Source organism: Gilliamella sp. wkB308 (genome assembly GCF_001690185.1).
In the GTDB taxonomy this organism is placed as follows: Bacteria; Pseudomonadota; Gammaproteobacteria; order Enterobacterales; family Orbaceae; genus Gilliamella; species Gilliamella apicola_I.
Window position 1 is genome coordinate 98580 of sequence record NZ_LZGN01000007.1, and the last position, 18134, is coordinate 116713.

Genomic DNA, 18134 nt, shown 5'->3' on the forward strand with positions numbered 1-18134 from the left:
TTAGCAGGAGTTAACCATGGAATTATATTTAGATACCGCCGATATTGAAGCCATTAAACGTCTAGCCCCCATTTTACCGATTAAAGGTGTCACAACCAATCCAAGCATTGTGGCAAAATCCGGTCAATCACTTTTTACACTATTATCGGCACTGCATAATTTATTAGGCGCCGATAAATTACTGTTTGCACAGGTACTTTCAAGCGATGCCCCAAACATGATAAAAGAGGCAGAACAACTAAGAAAAGTTGTCCCCAATATTGTAACTAAGATTCCTGTCAATGCAGAAGGACTCAAAGCGATTAGAGCATTAACACAACAAGGAATCCCAACTTTAGGCACTGCTGTTTATGGCGCAGGACAAGGATTATTGGGTGCGCTAGCTGGTGCTAAATATATTGCGCCTTATGTCAATCGAATTGATGCCCAAGGCGGCAACAGTAAAGATACCGTGCAAGAATTACAAAAACTGTTAGCGTTACATTGTCCTCAAACCATGGTGTTGGCGGCAAGTTTTCGCACACCAAGGCAAGCATTAGATTGTCTGTTAGCCGGATGTCAATCTATTACCCTGCCTGTTGATGTGGCTGAACTATTTATCTCTGATCCAGCTGTAGATGCAGCGATAGTAAAATTTGAACAAGATTGGCGTCGTGCGTTTGGTTCACTGACTTATTAATCTAGACTGTCATCATCTGTTTTCACATTCCGCACATTTGCGTGGAATGTGTTTGTCTCAATCTTTGTGCATCAATTAAAAAGATAGCCTAAAAATTTAATTTTTGCTGTATGATAGTTCAAAATGAAATATTAGGTTGGCTATCATGGCAGGATCAAAACAAAAAAATATTGTTAATGCGCTTTTAACTGTATTAAACGTTGAAAAGCTATCTCATAGTTTTATTCGAATTAACTTTAGTTGTGATGAACAATTGACAGTTAATCCTTTATGGATTTGTCCTCATTTAAAATTGTTGTTTGCAGAACCTTCAACAGGAAAGATAATTTTTCCTCAATTAGACGAAAACAATAAAATTGTGATAAATGACAAGATTCGTCAATTGGTTCGAAGTTATAGTATTCGTCACTATGATGAAACGACACAGCAATTAACGATTGATTTTGCCATTCATCAAGAGGGATTAGCGTCAGTTTGGGCTCAGCAAGCTAAAATCAATGATCAGATAGGTATTGTCGGCACAGCGGCAAAACTGATGTTTAATCAGCAAAGTTTGGTGTTGATTGGTGATATAACAGCTGTGCCAGCTATTTGTTATACCCTTGAACACCTACCTAACAATGTTACAGCTCAAGCGTTTGTCGAAGTCAACCATTCTACGGATATTATGGCTTTACCGGCTAATCCTAATGCTAACGTTAGCTGGTTGATTAGGGACGTTAACCAACCAAATCAATTCATTGAGGCAATCAAAAAAGCAAATATTGTCAACAGTGATAACTTACTTATTTGGGGTGGAATGGAGCGGGATTTAGCCCAGCAAATTCGGCATACGCTTAAAGATAAGTATCCTAATTTACCCGCCGATGCTTTTCATATTATCAGTTACTGGCGACAAGGTTTTGCTGAAGGGGAGTTTAAACATCGTGAATAGTGACGTGTGATATTGATGAACATTCTCGCTCATTTACATCTTGCCACCTTAGCGAATAGCTCGTTAATTGGCAATAGTGTGGCAGATTTTGTTAAAGGGGATCCTTATCTCGTTTATCCGCAAACGATAGCCGACGGTATCATGTTACATCGTAAAATTGATAGCATGGTTGATAGTTTTACTGAAGTTAAACAAGCAAAAAAATGCTTTATCAAACCACATCAACGTGTCGCACCGATTACACTTGATATTGTATGGGATCACTTTTTATCTAAGCATTGGGCTGATTATGGCATGGGTCAATCCGTGTCTGAATTTGACCAATATACCAGACAGCAAATTCAGCCCTTTATTGATCTGTATCCTAGTAATTATCAGCATTTTATGCACTCCATGTGGAATGGCAAATGGTTAGAAAATTACGCGAATCTTGAATTTATTGCAAAAGTGCTTAATGGTATGGCTACCCGACGACCCAAGCTAGGGTTATTAAAAGAGACTATTTATGATATCAAACAACACTACAATGAATTCGAAGCGTTGTTTTTTATTATGTATCCTAAAATGTGTCATTTAATAATGACTGATTCTATTTAGTTATTATCACCGCTAGGACTACCTGTTATTAATGTCAAATTCGACGTGAATTAATAACATGGATGTGCCCTAATTGGATTGAAAATTACCATTGATGCTAATTGGGTAATATAATTTTCCCGTTTTCAGTTGTGATTACATCCTGCTGGTTTGGTGTTTGCGAAATAGGGACAAGCGTATTTTCGGTCAATTGTGGGACAAACCCCATTTTTCCACCTCTGGCTTTTGCACGAACAACTTGGCTTTCAGGTAGAGTTGCATGATTTGTCAAATGAAACCATAACCATTCCATAGCATCTTCCCCATAATAATCAATGGGTAAAAGTGCGTTATCAAAAGGATAAGTGCCATCCAAATAGCTGGTATTGTCAATTTCATAATAGCGCAGTTGCGAGGCGTTACCTTCAACTTGGCTATTTAATGCAACATAAGCACGTGCAGTATAATCGGGTAGTTGTTTCACGTTATGACGAGCATGCACGATAAGGGTTTTTATGCCATGCAAATTTGCTGATGCACGTACTTGATTAATGCCAAATTTAACACGAGGATGTGTTAATTTTTTATATAAGCAAATGGCGCCTTTAGCATTATAGTCAATGGCATTATGATTATCTGAACCCGAAAAGAAATCGCTTCTTGGTGAATAGGCATCTTCATTGTTGACCAACGCTAAAGCAGTAGAATCATCCGTTAACCAGATCGGCAAATGGCCTGTTGCAAAAGACCAGAGCTGTTGAAATGTGACTTTCTGTAAAGGGGCAACTTTACCTTGATAATTTATTGGATTTTGTTGCGTACTTGCTACCGAGTAGCCACACATTCTGTCGGTGACATCAAAATGACCATAGGCACTGATATATTGATAAGGCAATCCAATTGTTTCTTTATAATAAAAATAAGGTAGTTGAATATCCATTGATGGCGTCCAACCATAGCGATGTAATTTTTCAAGTGCTTCTTCAGGAGTACCTTTTGTTAATAAGTTTTCTTTTTTTAGCGCATCACAACGGTTTTGTGAAAAAAGGTATTTGTCGGCAAATGGAATATTGATCGTCTTGTGCTTAGCCACAATAGCAGGTATAGCACAAGGAATATACAAGGAAGCATAACTACTGTAATCAGCAATTGATCTATAATCGATTTTTTGAGGAGCACTTTTATTATATTGAATGGAAACTGTGCTATTTTCAACATTGGGTTGAATTTGTGGATTAACAGCAACGATACCTTTGATGACATTGTCAGTATCAAGTTCACCTGCTTTTAATGCTGCACCGCCACCATCACTTGCACCATAAACTAAAACTAATGTGTTATCTTTATTAAAATGAAACTCAGATTCAGAAGGAAATTGTGTATTAAGGGCATAAAAAGCAAATTCAATAGATTTCAAAACAAATTCACCCCATCTTTCTTCAGAATTTAATCGAGAATGAAGTTGTTTTATCGCATAGCGATTTGGGTATTTTTGAATAAATCTATCTCTATTGAAAATTGTAGGTTCAAACAATAAATTAGTGGATTGAGTTTGCCCATTTATGGCATAACCACGCTTATGTTCAATATCATAAATACCATTACCTAAACCTTTATCATTATAAACAACCGCACAATTGTGTCGAAGTCCCCATAAACCACGAATTTGCACATCTTTTGCATTATATAATCCGTCTGAATCTGTCGCAGGCACTGCAACAATACACGGTTTATTTTTATCAAAATCAAGCGGGATTTGCAGTAACATTCCTACCTTTTCCTGTTCCAATTTTAGTGTTGCTAAAATTTCAAATCCCGGAATTTTGCCATCAAAAAGGGGAGTTAATTCCTGCCGTCTAAATCCAAATAAGGTGCCTTCACCATTATTGATATTGATAAAACGATTGAGTTTTGCTTGTCGTAGCTCTTGAACGGTTGGCTGAGTCGGATCACTGAAATGTGGGGTATAAATTGACGTGGATAAAATGGTAAATCCTAGCCCTGCCGTAACAAGGTCATCACTGTCACCGTCGTAATAAACGGCTTCTTCGGTAAGTAGCCAGTCAGGAGCTGAGATTGAGTAATTTTGCGAAGAATCGGTCTGAATATCTTGTTGAGCGTGCAAGGAAATTGGAATAACTGTAAAGCTAAAAAGTAATAATGATAATAATGTTTTAACGTTAAAGTTGGGCAATTGCATTTCAAATATTCCTTTTTGATAGTCAGACTGTTAAATACTTGCGTATCATTCATTGCGTTCAATAACATTAACCTTCCTGTTAATGTTAGTTTTTGAATGACAAATTCATTATAAATTATTTTCTAGTTTTTGGTATGATTTAGATTGGATAGATTCCAAAATGCGGCGATGATTTTTTCAGATAATCGCCTTTTTTGAACACACATTCCAATGTCAAAAGGTTGCATTAAGTTGGTTGACCATTCAGTAATACGTTCTCTTATTCTTTCGGGACTGTTTTCCATTACAACTTTAGGTAATAACGCAACACCGCAACCTAATGCCACCATTGAGACAATGGCTTCATGTCCTGCAACGGTGGCATAAATTTTAGGGCTGGTGATTTTTTGTTGCTTAAACCAAAGATCAATACGTTGTCGGCTTGGCCCATGTTCAGGTAAAATGAAAGGAATGTTATGCCAATCGGGCTTTTTTTGATGGAGTTTATCACTAAAGGTGCTATTAAGTTTAGGTATTAACAAAACCATTTCAATTTCACCAAATTTTAAAAATTCAACACCCGCAGGCAATTGTTTTGGTTTGCCTGCGATAGCGAGATCTGCTTCGTTAGACTGGACTTTTTCAACGGCATCTGCCGCATCGCCAGTTGATAATTTAATTTCAATCAGTGGGTAATGTATACGAAACTGGTCTAAAATGTCCGGTAAATGGCTGTAAGCGGCTGTCACTGAACAAAAAAGTCTTAATTCACCAATGAGCTGTTGATTGGATAATTCTAACTCTTGTTTTAATTGCTGATGTTGACTAATAACTTGGAGTGCAAAACGTTTGACCTTTTCGCCAACTTGAGTGATTTGAACTTGCCGATTATCGCGAATAAAAAGCGGATGACCGAAATAGTCTTCCATGCGTTGGATTTGCCGTGATAAAGTCGACGGACTAACATGCATAGCATTAGCTGTCATACCAAAATGACACGTTTCACATAAATGTAAATATAATTTCAAATCACGAATATTCATAGAAAGTTCCATTTAGATAAAACTTTTGCGTAGTTCAGCGCTATTTTATACTGTAAATGCCCAAATTGGCTAGGCTCGTGAAAATATTATGCAGAGATAATCAAATTAGGTAAATCACAGGTAATACATTCATGGCAATGCCTAACGATACCTGTTAAAATGCTCGATTATTTTTGTACAGGTTAATGAATATTAATTTTATGACAGAACAAGCTTATTTAGACGAAGTTAATGCTCGTCGCACTTTTGCTATCATTTCTCACCCTGATGCGGGTAAAACCACGATTACCGAAAAGGTTTTATTATTCGGTCACGCAATTCAAACTGCCGGAACGGTAAAAGGGCGTGGTGCCAATGCGCAACATGCAAAATCTGACTGGATGGAGATGGAAAAACAACGTGGTATTTCGATTACTACGTCTGTGATGCAATTTCCTTATAATGACTGTTTAGTGAATTTACTTGATACTCCCGGGCATGAAGACTTTTCGGAAGACACGTATCGAACATTGACAGCGGTGGATAGCTGTTTAATGGTCATTGATGCAGCTAAAGGGGTGGAAGATCGTACTCGAAAATTAATGGAAGTGACACGGTTACGTAATACCCCAATTTTAACCTTTATGAATAAATTAGACCGTGATATTCGTGACCCAATGGAACTGCTTGATGAAGTTGAAAACGAGCTTAATATTCTTTGTGCACCTATCACTTGGCCGATTGGTTGTGGTAAGTTATTTAAAGGCGTGTATCATCTGAAAAAAGATGAAACTTATCTTTATCAATCGGGTAAAGGTCATACTATTCAGGATGTACGTATTATCAAAGGATTAAATAATCCCGAATTAGATACAGCGGTAGGTGAGGATTTAGCACTGCAACTACGTGAAGAACTGGAATTGGTTCAAGGTGCATCAAATGAGTTTGATTTGGATGCTTTTTTATCTGGTGATTTAACCCCTGTCTTTTTTGGTACAGCGCTGGGGAATTTTGGTGTCGATCATATGCTTGATGGCTTAACTGCTTGGGCGCCAACGCCACAGCCTCGTCAAACGGATAAGCGTGAAGTGAAATCAACAGAAGAAAAATTTAGTGGTTTTGTCTTTAAAATTCAAGCTAATATGGATCCAAAACATCGTGACCGTGTTGCTTTCATGCGTATCGTGTCAGGGAAGTATGAAAAAGGCATGAAGTTACGTCATGTTAGGATTGCTAAAGATGTCAATATTTCCGATGCCTTGACATTTATGGCAGGCGATCGTGAACACGTTGAAGAAGCTTATGCCGGTGATATTATTGGTTTGCACAATCATGGTACGATTCAAATTGGTGATACGTTTACGCAGGGTGAAGATTTTAAATTTGTTGGTATCCCTAATTTTGCGCCTGAATTGTTCCGACGGATACGATTAAAAGATCCGCTTAAACAAAAACAGCTTTTAAAAGGATTGGTGCAGTTGTCAGAAGAGGGCGCTGTGCAAGTATTTAGACCTCTATCCAACAATGATTTGATTGTGGGAGCGGTCGGTGTGCTGCAATTTGATGTTGTGGTTGCGCGCTTAAAATCGGAATACAATGTAGAAGCCATTTATGAGCCGGTGAACGTCACAACAGCCCGTTGGGTAGAATGTAGTGATGTGAAAAAATTGGAAGAATTTAAACGTAAATGTGAGCAAAATTTAGCGCTGGATGGTGGCGATAATCTTTCTTACATTGCACCAAGTATGGTGAATTTGAATTTAACACAGGAACGTTATCCGGATGTTGAATTTAGAAAAACACGTGAGCATTAATGTAAACTTCTTTTATCCCTTTACGGTATCACCAATAATGCCAATCAAGAAGAGCTAGGTTACTAGCTCTTACTTAATCTTCTTCAACAGCAAGCCCATTTATAGCAAAACCATCGAAAGAACTCCAACTAGAAAATACCTCAGTCAAGGCATTAATCATGTCAAATAGCTCATCTTCTTTACCTTCAAAGCTAATCTTTGAGTAGTCTACTATCTGATCAGCAGAATTCTCATCATTTGCCTCTTTTTCGATTTCACTATAAGTTTGGTCAAGTGAATAATATTTCTCTAATTCTTCACTGAGTATACCATTTTCAAGCGCAATAACGATTTTATGAAGATTGTCATCTCCCCATGATAACCATTTAGCACTAATATCATAAATCAGTTCATAATCAGTACGATAAACCATAATAATATATTTTAAGGAATAAGGTTCAATATTTTGGATAATTTGCTTGCTTTGATTAATATCTTTTAACCAAAAGGGGATTACGATCTCCATTTTTCCTCCCCAACTTTCACTCAATTTTTTTATCGCTTGCGCCCATTGTTGCCAAATCAGATCTTTATTTTGGTCATAATCACTTAATAAATAGGGCTCTATATCATATTGAATTCCAGCAAGACAAGGTTTATTTATACGTCGCTGACAGAATTGTTTTATTATCTGATTACGTTCAATCGCATTTTGTAAACCACTTTCAAGTATCATTTCTGCTGCTCCTTCAACAGCAATGATCTCAATACCATTTTGAAATGCGATGTCTAAAAGATTTATTAGCTGTTCTTCATATTCAATTTGCTGGTTTTCAATAAATAATTGTAGATAGATCTGATTGATTCCTTTTGATTTTATTTTTGTGATAAATTGGTTAGGTGAGTTAGTCCATGTCGTTGCTTCCCAATTCCACATAGCAAGATTGCGTTTTTTTTCAGGAAAAGTTAAGTTATCCATCGGTGTAACTGGATGTGTTGATTGTTCAATGCCCTGTTTTGGATCGTTTGAACTATCTGGTTGAGTGACTTTATCAAGTGATGATGGTTGATTTTGATCAATCATAACCGGAACTGGATCACTTATCGGTATTGGTTCAATCATTTGCGTCGTGTTTACCATGGCGCTTAAAACGGGATTGCTTTTAGGATTCGACAAATCATGTTGAAATGCCGTATCGTATAGGTTCGTTCTGGTGTTTTTAAGGTTGTTTAACATCGAAACATTTCCCGCAAAAGCCGCAGGCATGAAAGTAATTAGAATAAATAGTACATTGTTTAATAGTCGTTTAATGTTATTTATCAAATTTAACTCTCTCCATTTTTCCCCAAGATAATTTACCTTTTTTCAAACGGAAAAAACCTTTAAACTTCCAATATAAACAGATTTGTCGATAGCCAAAATTATCAATTAGCGAAATAAAAAGTAGTGATACAAAATATCTGATTTTATCTAATCCTCTTAACAAGAGGCCGTCAATGGCAATGGCGGTCGAGGTGATTAAAATATTGTAACTAATAACAAGTAAAAAATAGGATAAAATTAAATTGCCATCGACCACATCAAAATAACAAAAAAGGGGTAATAATACATAACCTAACAATTCAGCAATCGGCCCTAAAATATCGGTTAAAATCGAAAAGGGTAAAAGGATAAAACTTAATCTTTTATATTTTAGCTTAAAAGTAAACTCCCGAAAATGCAAATAGGTTTGCAATGCACCAATATGCCAACGTATTCGTTGATTCTTTAATACTTTCCATTTTTCGGGTACCTGAGTCCAGCATACTGCTGTTGGGACATATTCTATTTTATAATTGGCTTTGGTATCATAGATTAGTTTATGTAATTTTACCGTAAAGTCAAAATCTTCACCCACCGAGTCAGCCGAAAATCCACCAATTTTTATCGCTAAATCTCGACGGAATAAGCCAAATGCGCCTGATATAATCGGTAATATCTTAATATGATTCCAGGCCACTTTAGCCATTAAAAATGAACGCATATATTCTAATGCTTGTAATTGGACAATGTACTTTCTTGATAGTTTTATTTTTGTTACCACCCCTTTATTAATCAAACAACTGTTTGCAACTCGAACCGTTCCACCAACGGCAATAGTTTTAGGGCTGTAAATAAAAGGAATAACCGCTTTAGTTAATGCATCGGGTTCTAATATTGAATCAGCATCAATAAGGCAAACGATAGGGGCTTGACTTAAATTGATTGCCGCATTATGCGCATCGGCTTTGCCACCATTGACTTTATCTATCACGCGAAGACGGCTATCTTTTTGAGAGATATAAACCCCTCTTATTTTGGCATGAGACAGGTGATTTTGTTCCATATTATTTAAATTATGAACGGTTTCTTGTAATCGAAAATGGTCATAAATTAATTGAAAAGTATTGTCGGTTGAGCCATCGTTAATCACAATAATATCAACATTAGGGTATTCCGTTGCAAGCATTGATTCGATACTATCGATAATGGTAACGCTTTCATTATAAGCTGGCATAATAATGGAAATAGCCGGTAAAATACCTTCGTTCTTTTTAATATTCTGAATTTTTTTATCGTTGTCTCGCGCTTTAATCAGTACATATACAGAAATAATAAGTTGCAAAAAATAGATGAGCACTTGTAAAAGTCCGACAATCATTATGAGAATAACCAGCACTTCCATGCAAAGCTTGATTGCATAGTATAAATCATTGTTCATAAAGTTTACCCGTGTTTAATTTTGAAAATGTTGTTATTTTTATCGAGGATATGGACAAATCGTTTAGTCGTAAAATCAAAATATTCTGTGATCAACTCTTCAATACTACATATCTTTTCTTGATAGCAGAATTCATTGATGAAATTAAGTAGATAACAGCTGTGAATAATACCGGAAGAACTATTTTGTAAATCGATTAACGATTCATAAAACGCCCGCATATAATCGCGTCGATCTTCTTTAGCTAACATAGCGTAAGGCGTGATATAATTTATAGAAATTTGGGTTAAAATGTTGGATAGATTATCATCCGCTTTGTTAAATTGTTGATTTGCTATTTCGGTTTCAAACTCCATAAGCTTAAAGGATGGAACTAATCGTAAAAAACAAAAAAGACCATTTTGCGATATTGAGTGAGACAATAAAATTATGAGTTCATCAAGAGTGACGTTAGGATTACTGATCGCTAAACTAAGTGCTGCTGCAACAGCAACTTCTGGATTATGGTTTTTACAAGCATGGTTCAACGCCGCAAAGGTTTGCGTGGAAGGGTAGTAAGACAACATGTTTGCGGCATCAATGCGTTCTTTTGTTGTTCCTTTTTTTAATAAAGTGCGCAATTTTTTTTGAAATACTTCATTTTCAAACAGTGGTAATACCGGTTCAAGCTCATTAAACTGTTTTTCAGCAAAAACAGCGGCAATTAAGTCAACGGAATTTAATGCGTATTTCGATATTTTGCTTGCATAAAAGGCGTTTACTTTACTTTTTTGTTCAATCAAATTGTCTAATTTTAGTTTTAAATCATTAAATCTTTTCCGATGATATCTTCGGTCTAGATAAATTATTGACGTGATAAAAACAATTATCAGACCAGCAAAAATCATACTGACATTGTAAATATTCATATACCGTATTAAAATGTCCATTTTATACCACATCCTACTGTTTTCTTGTTGTACAAATTACGGTTGCGGTTGGTGTCTTTTCGACCTTCAGCAGTGTAGTTAAATTGAAGACTAAATCTGTTAGAAATATCGTACGTTAGTCCCACGAAATGTGCTTTCGCCTTGATTAATGAATGATTATAGCGGTTAGAACGATCTGATGTTTCTTGAGCATTTGAGTAACCGATAAATAGATGCCATTTTTCGGTTGGTGATGCGGTTAGCTTAATTAGAAAACCGTTAGTATGATTATTATCTTGATCATAAGTATTGTACCACTTACCAGCAATTGATAATCGGTCATTCAAAAAGTATTGTTCAATCCCAGGCGTAATGCTTTTAATATTTCCGTCATTGTAGTGGTCAAACTTTAAATCCAACGTGATATGAAGGGAATTAAGATAGTCATTTGTCGATGGTAATAAAACATAGTCAGCTCCACTTGCTAAGGTATAACGTGCAAAAAATTTTTTAGAGGTTGCAGTAAAGCCTGATAAGTAGCCGTAAGCGCGATCATTTAGCGTATGCCAAAATGTTGTACCAATTCTTTGATCATTCATATTAAAACGATGAGATTGAGCAACATGACCTGTAATGGTACTTGTTTTTGATAATTTGTAAGATAGTGCAAACTCCATTTCGTTCCAATCAGCATAAGATTTTGTTAAATGACTATGAGTACCTGCAACATTGAGCGTCCAGTAATGAATCGATTTTTTGATGTCAGTAATTGTTTTTTTTAATGTTAACAGTTGAGTATCATTGGGTGATTGCTTTAAATAGTGATTGAGTAGTAATTCAGCTTCACTCGGATTATCAATATTTTGTGCTAACACAACGCTGACCAATCCATATTGGGCATCTACATAGTTGGGAGCTAAGACTAAAGCCTTTTGAAACGCTTGTTTTGCTTGATCTAAGTTTTTTAGTGCATAATAGTTAAATCCAAGTTGGACAAGAATGTCTGAATTTGTTGGCGATAGTAGAAGTGCGGATTCTAATTTTTGCGCAGCGAGCTTAAAATTTTGCGTTTTTTTGGCTTCAATGCTTTCATTTAATAATTGTTCAGCTTTGATTGCGTTATTTCCATAAATTGGGTTTGCTAATGTAGTAGAACTGTAGGCAAAAACACTTAGCATTAAGACTAACTTATAAGACATAAAACCACCTTAATTCAATATATTTCAAAATCTATGTTTTTATTTTTATTTGTGTATGAATCAAAGCACTATTGAAATGATGAAAATTAATCAATGAGTTGTTCTGAATCAGCAAAAAATAGAAATCTTAGGTAATATCACAGGATGATGTAATTTTAATTACACGGTTTAGGTTATCCAAACGCGTGGATTATATAAAATACATATAACAAAGAATAGAAATATTTGGTGTAGTTTTGTTTAGTTTGATAGCTATTGTTTATTTATGTTTTTTTGCCCTTAATGGTTGAATTAAGACTATAATAGTTTTTTTAAATGGGAAAATTATATGAATAAGATGAAAATTAAATTGATTATTTTTACTGCGTTAGGATTCATTATTTCCAACTCTTCTTGCGCAATGGATAATAAGCTTGTTCACCCGGTATTACTGGAAAAGGTTCAACAAAGTGAACGAGATAAACGTCAATATGAAGTTATTGAGTTACCAAACAAAATGCAGGTGTTACTGGTTTCTGATCCCAATGCAGTCAAATCGCTTGGCTCACTGGCGCTGCCTGTTGGTTCATTGCAAGATCCAAAATCACAGCAAGGTTTAGCGCATTATACTGAGCACATGGTACTTATGGGTTCAAAAAAGTATCCTAAACCAGCAAGTTTTTCTAAATTTTTAAGCCGTCATACCGGAAGTTATAACGCAAGTACTGCCGCGCATCGTACTGCATTTTATTTTGAAGTTGAAAATAGTGCTTTTGATAAAGCATTAGATTATTTAGCGGATGCCATTGCCGAGCCTATCTTAGATCCAAAATTTGCCGATAAAGAGCGCAATGCCGTTAATGCCGAATTGACCATGGCACGATCCAATGATGGTTTTAGAATTGAGCAAGTTAATGCAGAAACCATTAATCAAGAACATCCTGCATCACAATTTTCAGGTGGTAACTTAGAAACATTAAGTGATAAGCCAGACAGTAAATTGCAAGATGCGTTAGTCAATTTTCATCACGATTATTATTCTGCCAATATTATGGTCGGGGTTATTTACAGTAATCAATCGATTAATAAATTGGCAAAATTAGCCGAAGATACCTATGGAAAGATTCCCAATCGTCATACTATTGCGCCTAAAATTGATAAGCAGGCAATGACATCGGATTCATTAGGTAAACAAATTTATATGATACCTGCACAACCTAAAAAGTTGTTGTTATTACAGTTTCCCATTGAAAACAATTTAGCTAAATTTGCCGATAAAAGTGATGAATATATCACTTATTTAATTAGTAACAGTAGCCAAAATACATTATCTGACCAACTTCAAAAACAAGGATTAATCGAGAGTATCTCTTCCTCGATTTCACCTAATCGATATGGCAATAGTGGTATTTTTAGTATTAATGTCAGTTTAACCGATGCAGGGCTTAGCCAGAAAGATAAAGTTATAGGCGCCATTTTTAATTATTTGCAGTTAATTCAAAAAGAAGGCGTAACCGATGCTTATTATGAGGAGTTTAAGAAAGTCTTAGATTTAGGATTTAAATATCAAGATATTGAACGGGATATGTCCTATGTTGAATGGTTATCGGATCAGATGTTGTTATATCCAATTCAAAATATTCTTAATTCAGATTATATTGCAACGCATTTTGATAAGTCTGCAATTATCGCTCGACTAAAAAGTTTAACTGCCGATAATGCCCGAATTTGGACGATTTCACCGAATCAAACAACCAATAAAACCGCTTATTTTGTCGAAGCGCCTTACAAAATTGATAACATTACTAAAGAAGAAAAAGTAAATTGGACAGCGTTAGGTAAAGATTTTTCGTTTACTTTACCGGCGCTCAATCCTTATATCCCCGATGACTTTTCGATAGTAAAGCAAAGTGAAACTCCATTACCAGCCGTTGAGTTTAACAAACGGGGAAATCATATTCATTTAGCCAGTCAATATTTTAAACAAGACCCGAAAGCTGCCATAGTAGTTTCATTGCGCAATAACGAGGCATTTAATGATGTAAAATCGCAGGTTTCTTTTTATTTACTTGACTATATTGTCAGTCGAAATTTAGCGCAATTAGAATTTCAGGCAGGTGTCGCTGGAATGTCTTTGTCATGCTCGGGTGATAATGGTCTCATGATAACGGCGACAGGCTTTAATCAACATCTGCCGGATATGATAACTGCTATCCTAAGTAGCTATCGTAATGTTAATATTGATGAGCAAAGTTTAACATTAGCGAAATCCTGGTATCTCCAAAAACTTGATGCCGCTGATCATGCTAATAGCTATTTATTATCGATGCAACCGGTTAAAGCTTTGTCCTTCATTCCTTACTTCGAACGCAATGATAAACGCCGAATAACAGCGGATATAAGTGTCAATGATGTATTGACTTATCGTGATAAGTTACTGTCGAAATCTGTTCCGTATATGATCAGTTTAGGAAATATATCGAACGATAATTCACTCAAACTTTATCAGGAAATTCAAAAAACGTTGGATGCGAATATCGAGTTTGAACCAAAACCAACGATCAAAATAACATCGACACAGACGGCAAAAATTACGCAACATGCAACCTCAAGCGATAATGCTTTAATGATTGGATACGTTCCAGCTGATTATAATGAAATCGAGGGACAAGTTTTAAGTTATACGTTGACCAAAATGATTGAACCTTCTTTTTATGAGCAATTACGTAGTAACGAGCAGCTTGGCTATGCCGTGTTTACCATTCCGTTTTCTATAGGTGAATCGTCAGGATTAGGATTTTTAATTCAAAGTAATCAGTATGATCCTGATTATTTACTTAAACGTTATCAAAATTTTTATCCTAACATGTTAAGTAAATTGAAAGAATTATCCGATCAAGATGTTGAGCAATATAAAAAAGGCGTGCTCAATGAATTGACAATGCCACCACAAACGTTGGATGAAGAATTAAATCTTTATCTGTCTGATTATCGTTTATCACGCTTTAAATTTGATTCACGTGAGAAAAAAATCAATCAATTGAAGAAAATTACCCAGCAAGATTTAATTAACTTTTATACTCATTCTGTTATGGAACATAAAGGTTTAGTGCTAGCGTCGCAGGTATTAGGTAAACCATTAGACGGTTCAAAAGTACCGCAAGCTATTAGTGGTAATGAGTTGACGGATTTTGACAATGCTTCAAGTTTACAACATACTTTATTAAATGAAATGAGTAAATAAATTTGATGTGTATAAGGTTTATTAAAACGGATTATAGAATCATATAACTCAAATAAAAATAAGGTAATTTTCACAAAAATTACCTTATTTTTTATCCTAATTTCTAGATGAATTAAGTATTAATGCAAATAATCAATAGTATTATCTTCATTATGATTGTCATTTGAACCGGGTATCGCTCTGGATCGTTCAATTGGCACGTAACTACCACTTGGCGTTTCAACTTGGCATTCACTTAGATAGATTGAATATTTGGTGTTGGCATGCATACTTTCACCTCGAAAATAACAGTGAACTGCACTAAATAAGTGGTTGCGACACAATATTGCAATAGCCAGCCAAACCACAAGAATAGCAATAGCAACCCATTTCAAACGTCGCCAAAGAAATGACCAAAATCCTTGTTTACGAAAACGGCAATAAACAAAAATGAGTATAATAACGGCAACAAATCCCAACGCTTCAAATAACCAAAATAGCCACATACCATTTTCTCCTGAATTAGCTATAATTTGTGACTATTTTATACTAAGTTATAACCATGATCCATTGCGAATAATCCCGACAGCAATGCCTTCAATAGCAAAATTTTGTTGTTCAAGATCAACCCGAATCGGAGAAAATTCACTATTTTCGGCAATCAAATGAACATATCGACCTTGGCGAGATAAGCGTTTAACAGTCACTTCATCTTCAATGCGTGCCACAATAACTTGCCCATTTTTAACATCCTGAGTTTTGTGCACCGCTAGTAGATCACCATCTAATATACCGATATCTTTCATTGACATTCCCTGTACACGTAATAAAAAATCGGCATTGGGTTTAAATAAACTGGGATCTACTTGATAATAACTTTCAATATGTTCTTGAGCAAGAATTGGTGAACCCGCTGCCACTTGACCAATAAGCGGTAGACCTTCCGCTTCATTTTTTTCATGATTTTCAAGTAACAGGCGAATACCTCTTGATGAGCCGGCAATCATTTCAATAGCGCCTTTTTTGGCTAGCGCTTTTAAATGCTCTTCTGCTGCATTAGCTGAACGAAAACCTAATATTTTAGCTATTTCTGCTCGTGTAGGTGGCATTCCGGTAGTTTGAATATTATCTTTGATTAAATCATATATTTGCTGTTGGCGTTCAGTTAATGGTCTCATTCGATTTTCCTGTTTATTTATACAGATACATGTGATTATATACAGCTACGTTAATAATGCCAACCCTTTCTTTCATTGATTTTTAGTTTATTTTTATTCAACAGGATTTTTATTGTATTTATTAATGTGAATGTTATCTGGCTTTTATTACAAAAAATTGAGCTTAAATCTTAACATGAGCATCAACATCAAATGATAATAGTTTACATATATTCATAGTGTTAGCAAAAATGATAGCGCATTTAATTTTGTGTATTGGCGTGGACTGTTTTATGATGCGTTTTCCTTGTTTTGTTTCAGAGATTAAGGTTATATAATGAAGGTCAGTAGTATGATATACTATGCAAAATAGTTTTTTAATTGGAATTGTCTCATGCCTTATGTTGTCGCACTTAGTGGTGGAATTGCCAGTGGTAAAAGTACCATTGCCCATCTATTTGCTGATTTTGGGGTTCCAATTATTGATGCTGATATTATTGCTCGCCAAATTGTAAAAAGTGGCACCTTAGCATTTTCTCAAATTGTTAAACATTTTAGTCAAGAAATTGTCTTACCCGACGGTGAATTGGATCGTCGCCAATTAAGAGAAATTATTTTTAATAATGACCATGAACGTCTTTGGTTGAACAGTTTATTACATCCAATTATACAGCAAGAAACCCAAGCTCAAATTGAAAAGCAAACTGCTGATTATGTCATTTGGGTGGTACCATTACTTGTTGAAAATAATTTACATCATTTCGCTGATCGAGTATTAATGATAGATTTACCTGAATCATTGCAATTAGAACGTCTTATGAATCGTGATCATATTGATGAGTCATTAGCCCGAAAAATGATATTTGCACAGGTTTGTTCTGACAAACGTTTGTCTTATGCTGATGATATTATTATTAACAACGATGATTTAGATTCATTAAAACAGCAAGTTTGTAGATTACATCAACAATATTTAAAAAATTCAAAAATTAAGAATGGATAAGTATGAATAATATTATTTTTGAACATCCTTTAAATGAAAAAATGCGTACTTGGTTACGATTAGAATTCTTATTAAAACAAATTAATACGCATTGTCATTTAAATGAAAATAATGCGCTGCTCTTTTTCCATGCCTTATCTGAACTTCTTGAGATAATAGAGCGCAGTGATGTCAGAGGCGAACTCATTAAAGAAATTGAATCACAAAAACAAAAACTGATTTCATGGATGAATATTGATGGTGTTGATAAGGATCTAATCAGTGATTTAATCCTCCGATTTGATTCGTTTTTAGTCAAATTTAATGCAACTGCCCGTTTAGGACAGTCATTAAAAGACGACCGTTTTATTACGTCAATAAGGCAACGTTTAACCATTCCCGGTGGATGTTGTAGTTTTGACCTGCCTTTCTTTTATTTATGGTTGAAATTGTCTCAAGAAACACGAAATCTTCAGGTAAGAAATTGGCTGCAACAATTGTCTTTATTAGATGATGCATTATCTTCTTGTATGCAACTCATAAGACAGCTGGGTGAGTTTAAAAAATATCATTGTAGTAACAATTTTTTTCAAGAAACTAATGGAGAAATCAACTTAATCCGTGTTCGTGTTTCATTAGATAAAAATGTTTATCCTCAAGTATCTGGGCATATGTCACGATATAGTATCCGTTTTTTACCCCTTGAAACTTGTGAAAACACAACACATGATTCGATTGAATTTGAACTAGCTTGTTGCTAGT

Annotated in this window: 15 protein-coding genes; 7 read left to right on the plus strand and 8 right to left on the minus strand. The window is 35.2% G+C overall.

Translation table 11 applies throughout. The features are described 5' to 3' along the window. Positions 1-16 precede the first annotated feature (16 nt). From fsa to A9G10_RS01400, 3 genes are all read left to right on the plus strand, one after another. Complete coding sequence (gene fsa, locus A9G10_RS01390) at positions 17-679, plus strand: fructose-6-phosphate aldolase (RefSeq protein ID WP_065557914.1); 663 nt, start codon at positions 17-19, stop codon at positions 677-679. Between the two features lie 145 nt (positions 680-824). Then, entirely contained in the window at positions 825-1613 is a 789-nt protein-coding gene (locus tag A9G10_RS01395; protein WP_065557915.1) for a siderophore-interacting protein, read from the plus strand. A 15-nt stretch (positions 1614-1628) separates the two neighbouring features. Next, positions 1629-2210, plus strand: a complete 582-nt coding sequence (locus tag A9G10_RS01400; RefSeq protein ID WP_065557916.1) for an acyl carrier protein phosphodiesterase — start codon at positions 1629-1631, stop codon at positions 2208-2210. Between the two features lie 97 nt (positions 2211-2307). On the opposite strand, the gene A9G10_RS01405 is transcribed toward A9G10_RS01400, so the two are convergent. Then, positions 2308-4389, minus strand: a complete 2082-nt coding sequence (locus A9G10_RS01405; RefSeq protein ID WP_065557917.1) for a 3-hydroxybutyrate oligomer hydrolase family protein — start codon at positions 4387-4389, stop codon at positions 2308-2310. 122 nt (positions 4390-4511) lie between these two features. Continuing rightward, entirely contained in the window at positions 4512-5411 is a 900-nt protein-coding gene (ilvY, locus tag A9G10_RS01410; RefSeq protein ID WP_065557918.1) for an HTH-type transcriptional activator IlvY, read from the minus strand. 200 nt (positions 5412-5611) lie between these two features. On the opposite strand from ilvY, the gene prfC reads away from it, so the two are divergent. Next, positions 5612-7204: a peptide chain release factor 3 gene (prfC, locus tag A9G10_RS01415; protein WP_065557919.1), complete on the plus strand. Its 1593-nt coding sequence runs from the start codon at positions 5612-5614 to the stop codon at positions 7202-7204. A 73-nt stretch (positions 7205-7277) separates the two neighbouring features. On the opposite strand, the gene A9G10_RS01420 is transcribed toward prfC, so the two are convergent. The 4 genes from A9G10_RS01420 to A9G10_RS01435 all read right to left on the minus strand — a co-directional run bounded on the left by A9G10_RS01420 (position 7278) and on the right by A9G10_RS01435 (position 12031). Beyond that, positions 7278-8420, minus strand: a complete 1143-nt coding sequence (locus A9G10_RS01420; RefSeq protein WP_143425919.1) for a hypothetical protein — start codon at positions 8418-8420, stop codon at positions 7278-7280. 76 nt (positions 8421-8496) lie between these two features. Continuing rightward, complete coding sequence (locus A9G10_RS01425) at positions 8497-9924, minus strand: glycosyltransferase family 2 protein (protein ID WP_065557921.1); 1428 nt, start codon at positions 9922-9924, stop codon at positions 8497-8499. A gap of 5 nt (positions 9925-9929) precedes the next feature. After that, a complete protein-coding gene (locus tag A9G10_RS01430) occupies positions 9930-10853 on the minus strand; it encodes a hypothetical protein (protein ID WP_065557922.1) in 924 nt (307 codons plus the stop codon). Next, the gene (locus tag A9G10_RS01435) at positions 10841-12031 is read right to left on the minus strand and encodes a YaiO family outer membrane beta-barrel protein (RefSeq protein WP_065557923.1); all 1191 of its coding nucleotides are present in this window, start codon (positions 12029-12031) and stop codon (positions 10841-10843) included. Before A9G10_RS01435 ends, A9G10_RS01430 begins: the two co-directional genes overlap by 13 nt. A 328-nt stretch (positions 12032-12359) precedes the next feature. On the opposite strand from A9G10_RS01435, the gene ptrA reads away from it, so the two are divergent. Beyond that, the gene (gene ptrA / locus A9G10_RS01440; protein WP_065557924.1) at positions 12360-15254 is read left to right on the plus strand and encodes a pitrilysin; all 2895 of its coding nucleotides are present in this window, start codon (positions 12360-12362) and stop codon (positions 15252-15254) included. A 119-nt stretch (positions 15255-15373) separates the two neighbouring features. On the opposite strand, the gene A9G10_RS01445 is transcribed toward ptrA, so the two are convergent. Both A9G10_RS01445 and lexA read right to left on the minus strand, forming a co-directional pair. Then, positions 15374-15739 (minus strand): hypothetical protein, encoded by a 366-nt coding sequence (locus A9G10_RS01445; protein WP_065557925.1) that lies wholly within the window; start codon positions 15737-15739, stop codon positions 15374-15376. 48 nt (positions 15740-15787) lie between these two features. After that, positions 15788-16411, minus strand: coding sequence for a transcriptional repressor LexA (gene lexA / locus A9G10_RS01450; protein WP_065557926.1), 624 nt, complete (start codon positions 16409-16411; stop codon positions 15788-15790). Positions 16412-16784: 373 nt separating this feature from the next. On the opposite strand from lexA, the gene coaE reads away from it, so the two are divergent. Both coaE and zapD read left to right on the plus strand, forming a co-directional pair. Next, positions 16785-17393, plus strand: a complete 609-nt coding sequence (gene coaE / locus A9G10_RS01455) for a dephospho-CoA kinase (protein WP_065557927.1) — start codon at positions 16785-16787, stop codon at positions 17391-17393. Between the two features lie 2 nt (positions 17394-17395). Next, positions 17396-18133: a cell division protein ZapD gene (gene zapD, locus A9G10_RS01460; protein ID WP_065557928.1), complete on the plus strand. Its 738-nt coding sequence runs from the start codon at positions 17396-17398 to the stop codon at positions 18131-18133. Position 18134: the final 1 nt, after the last annotated feature.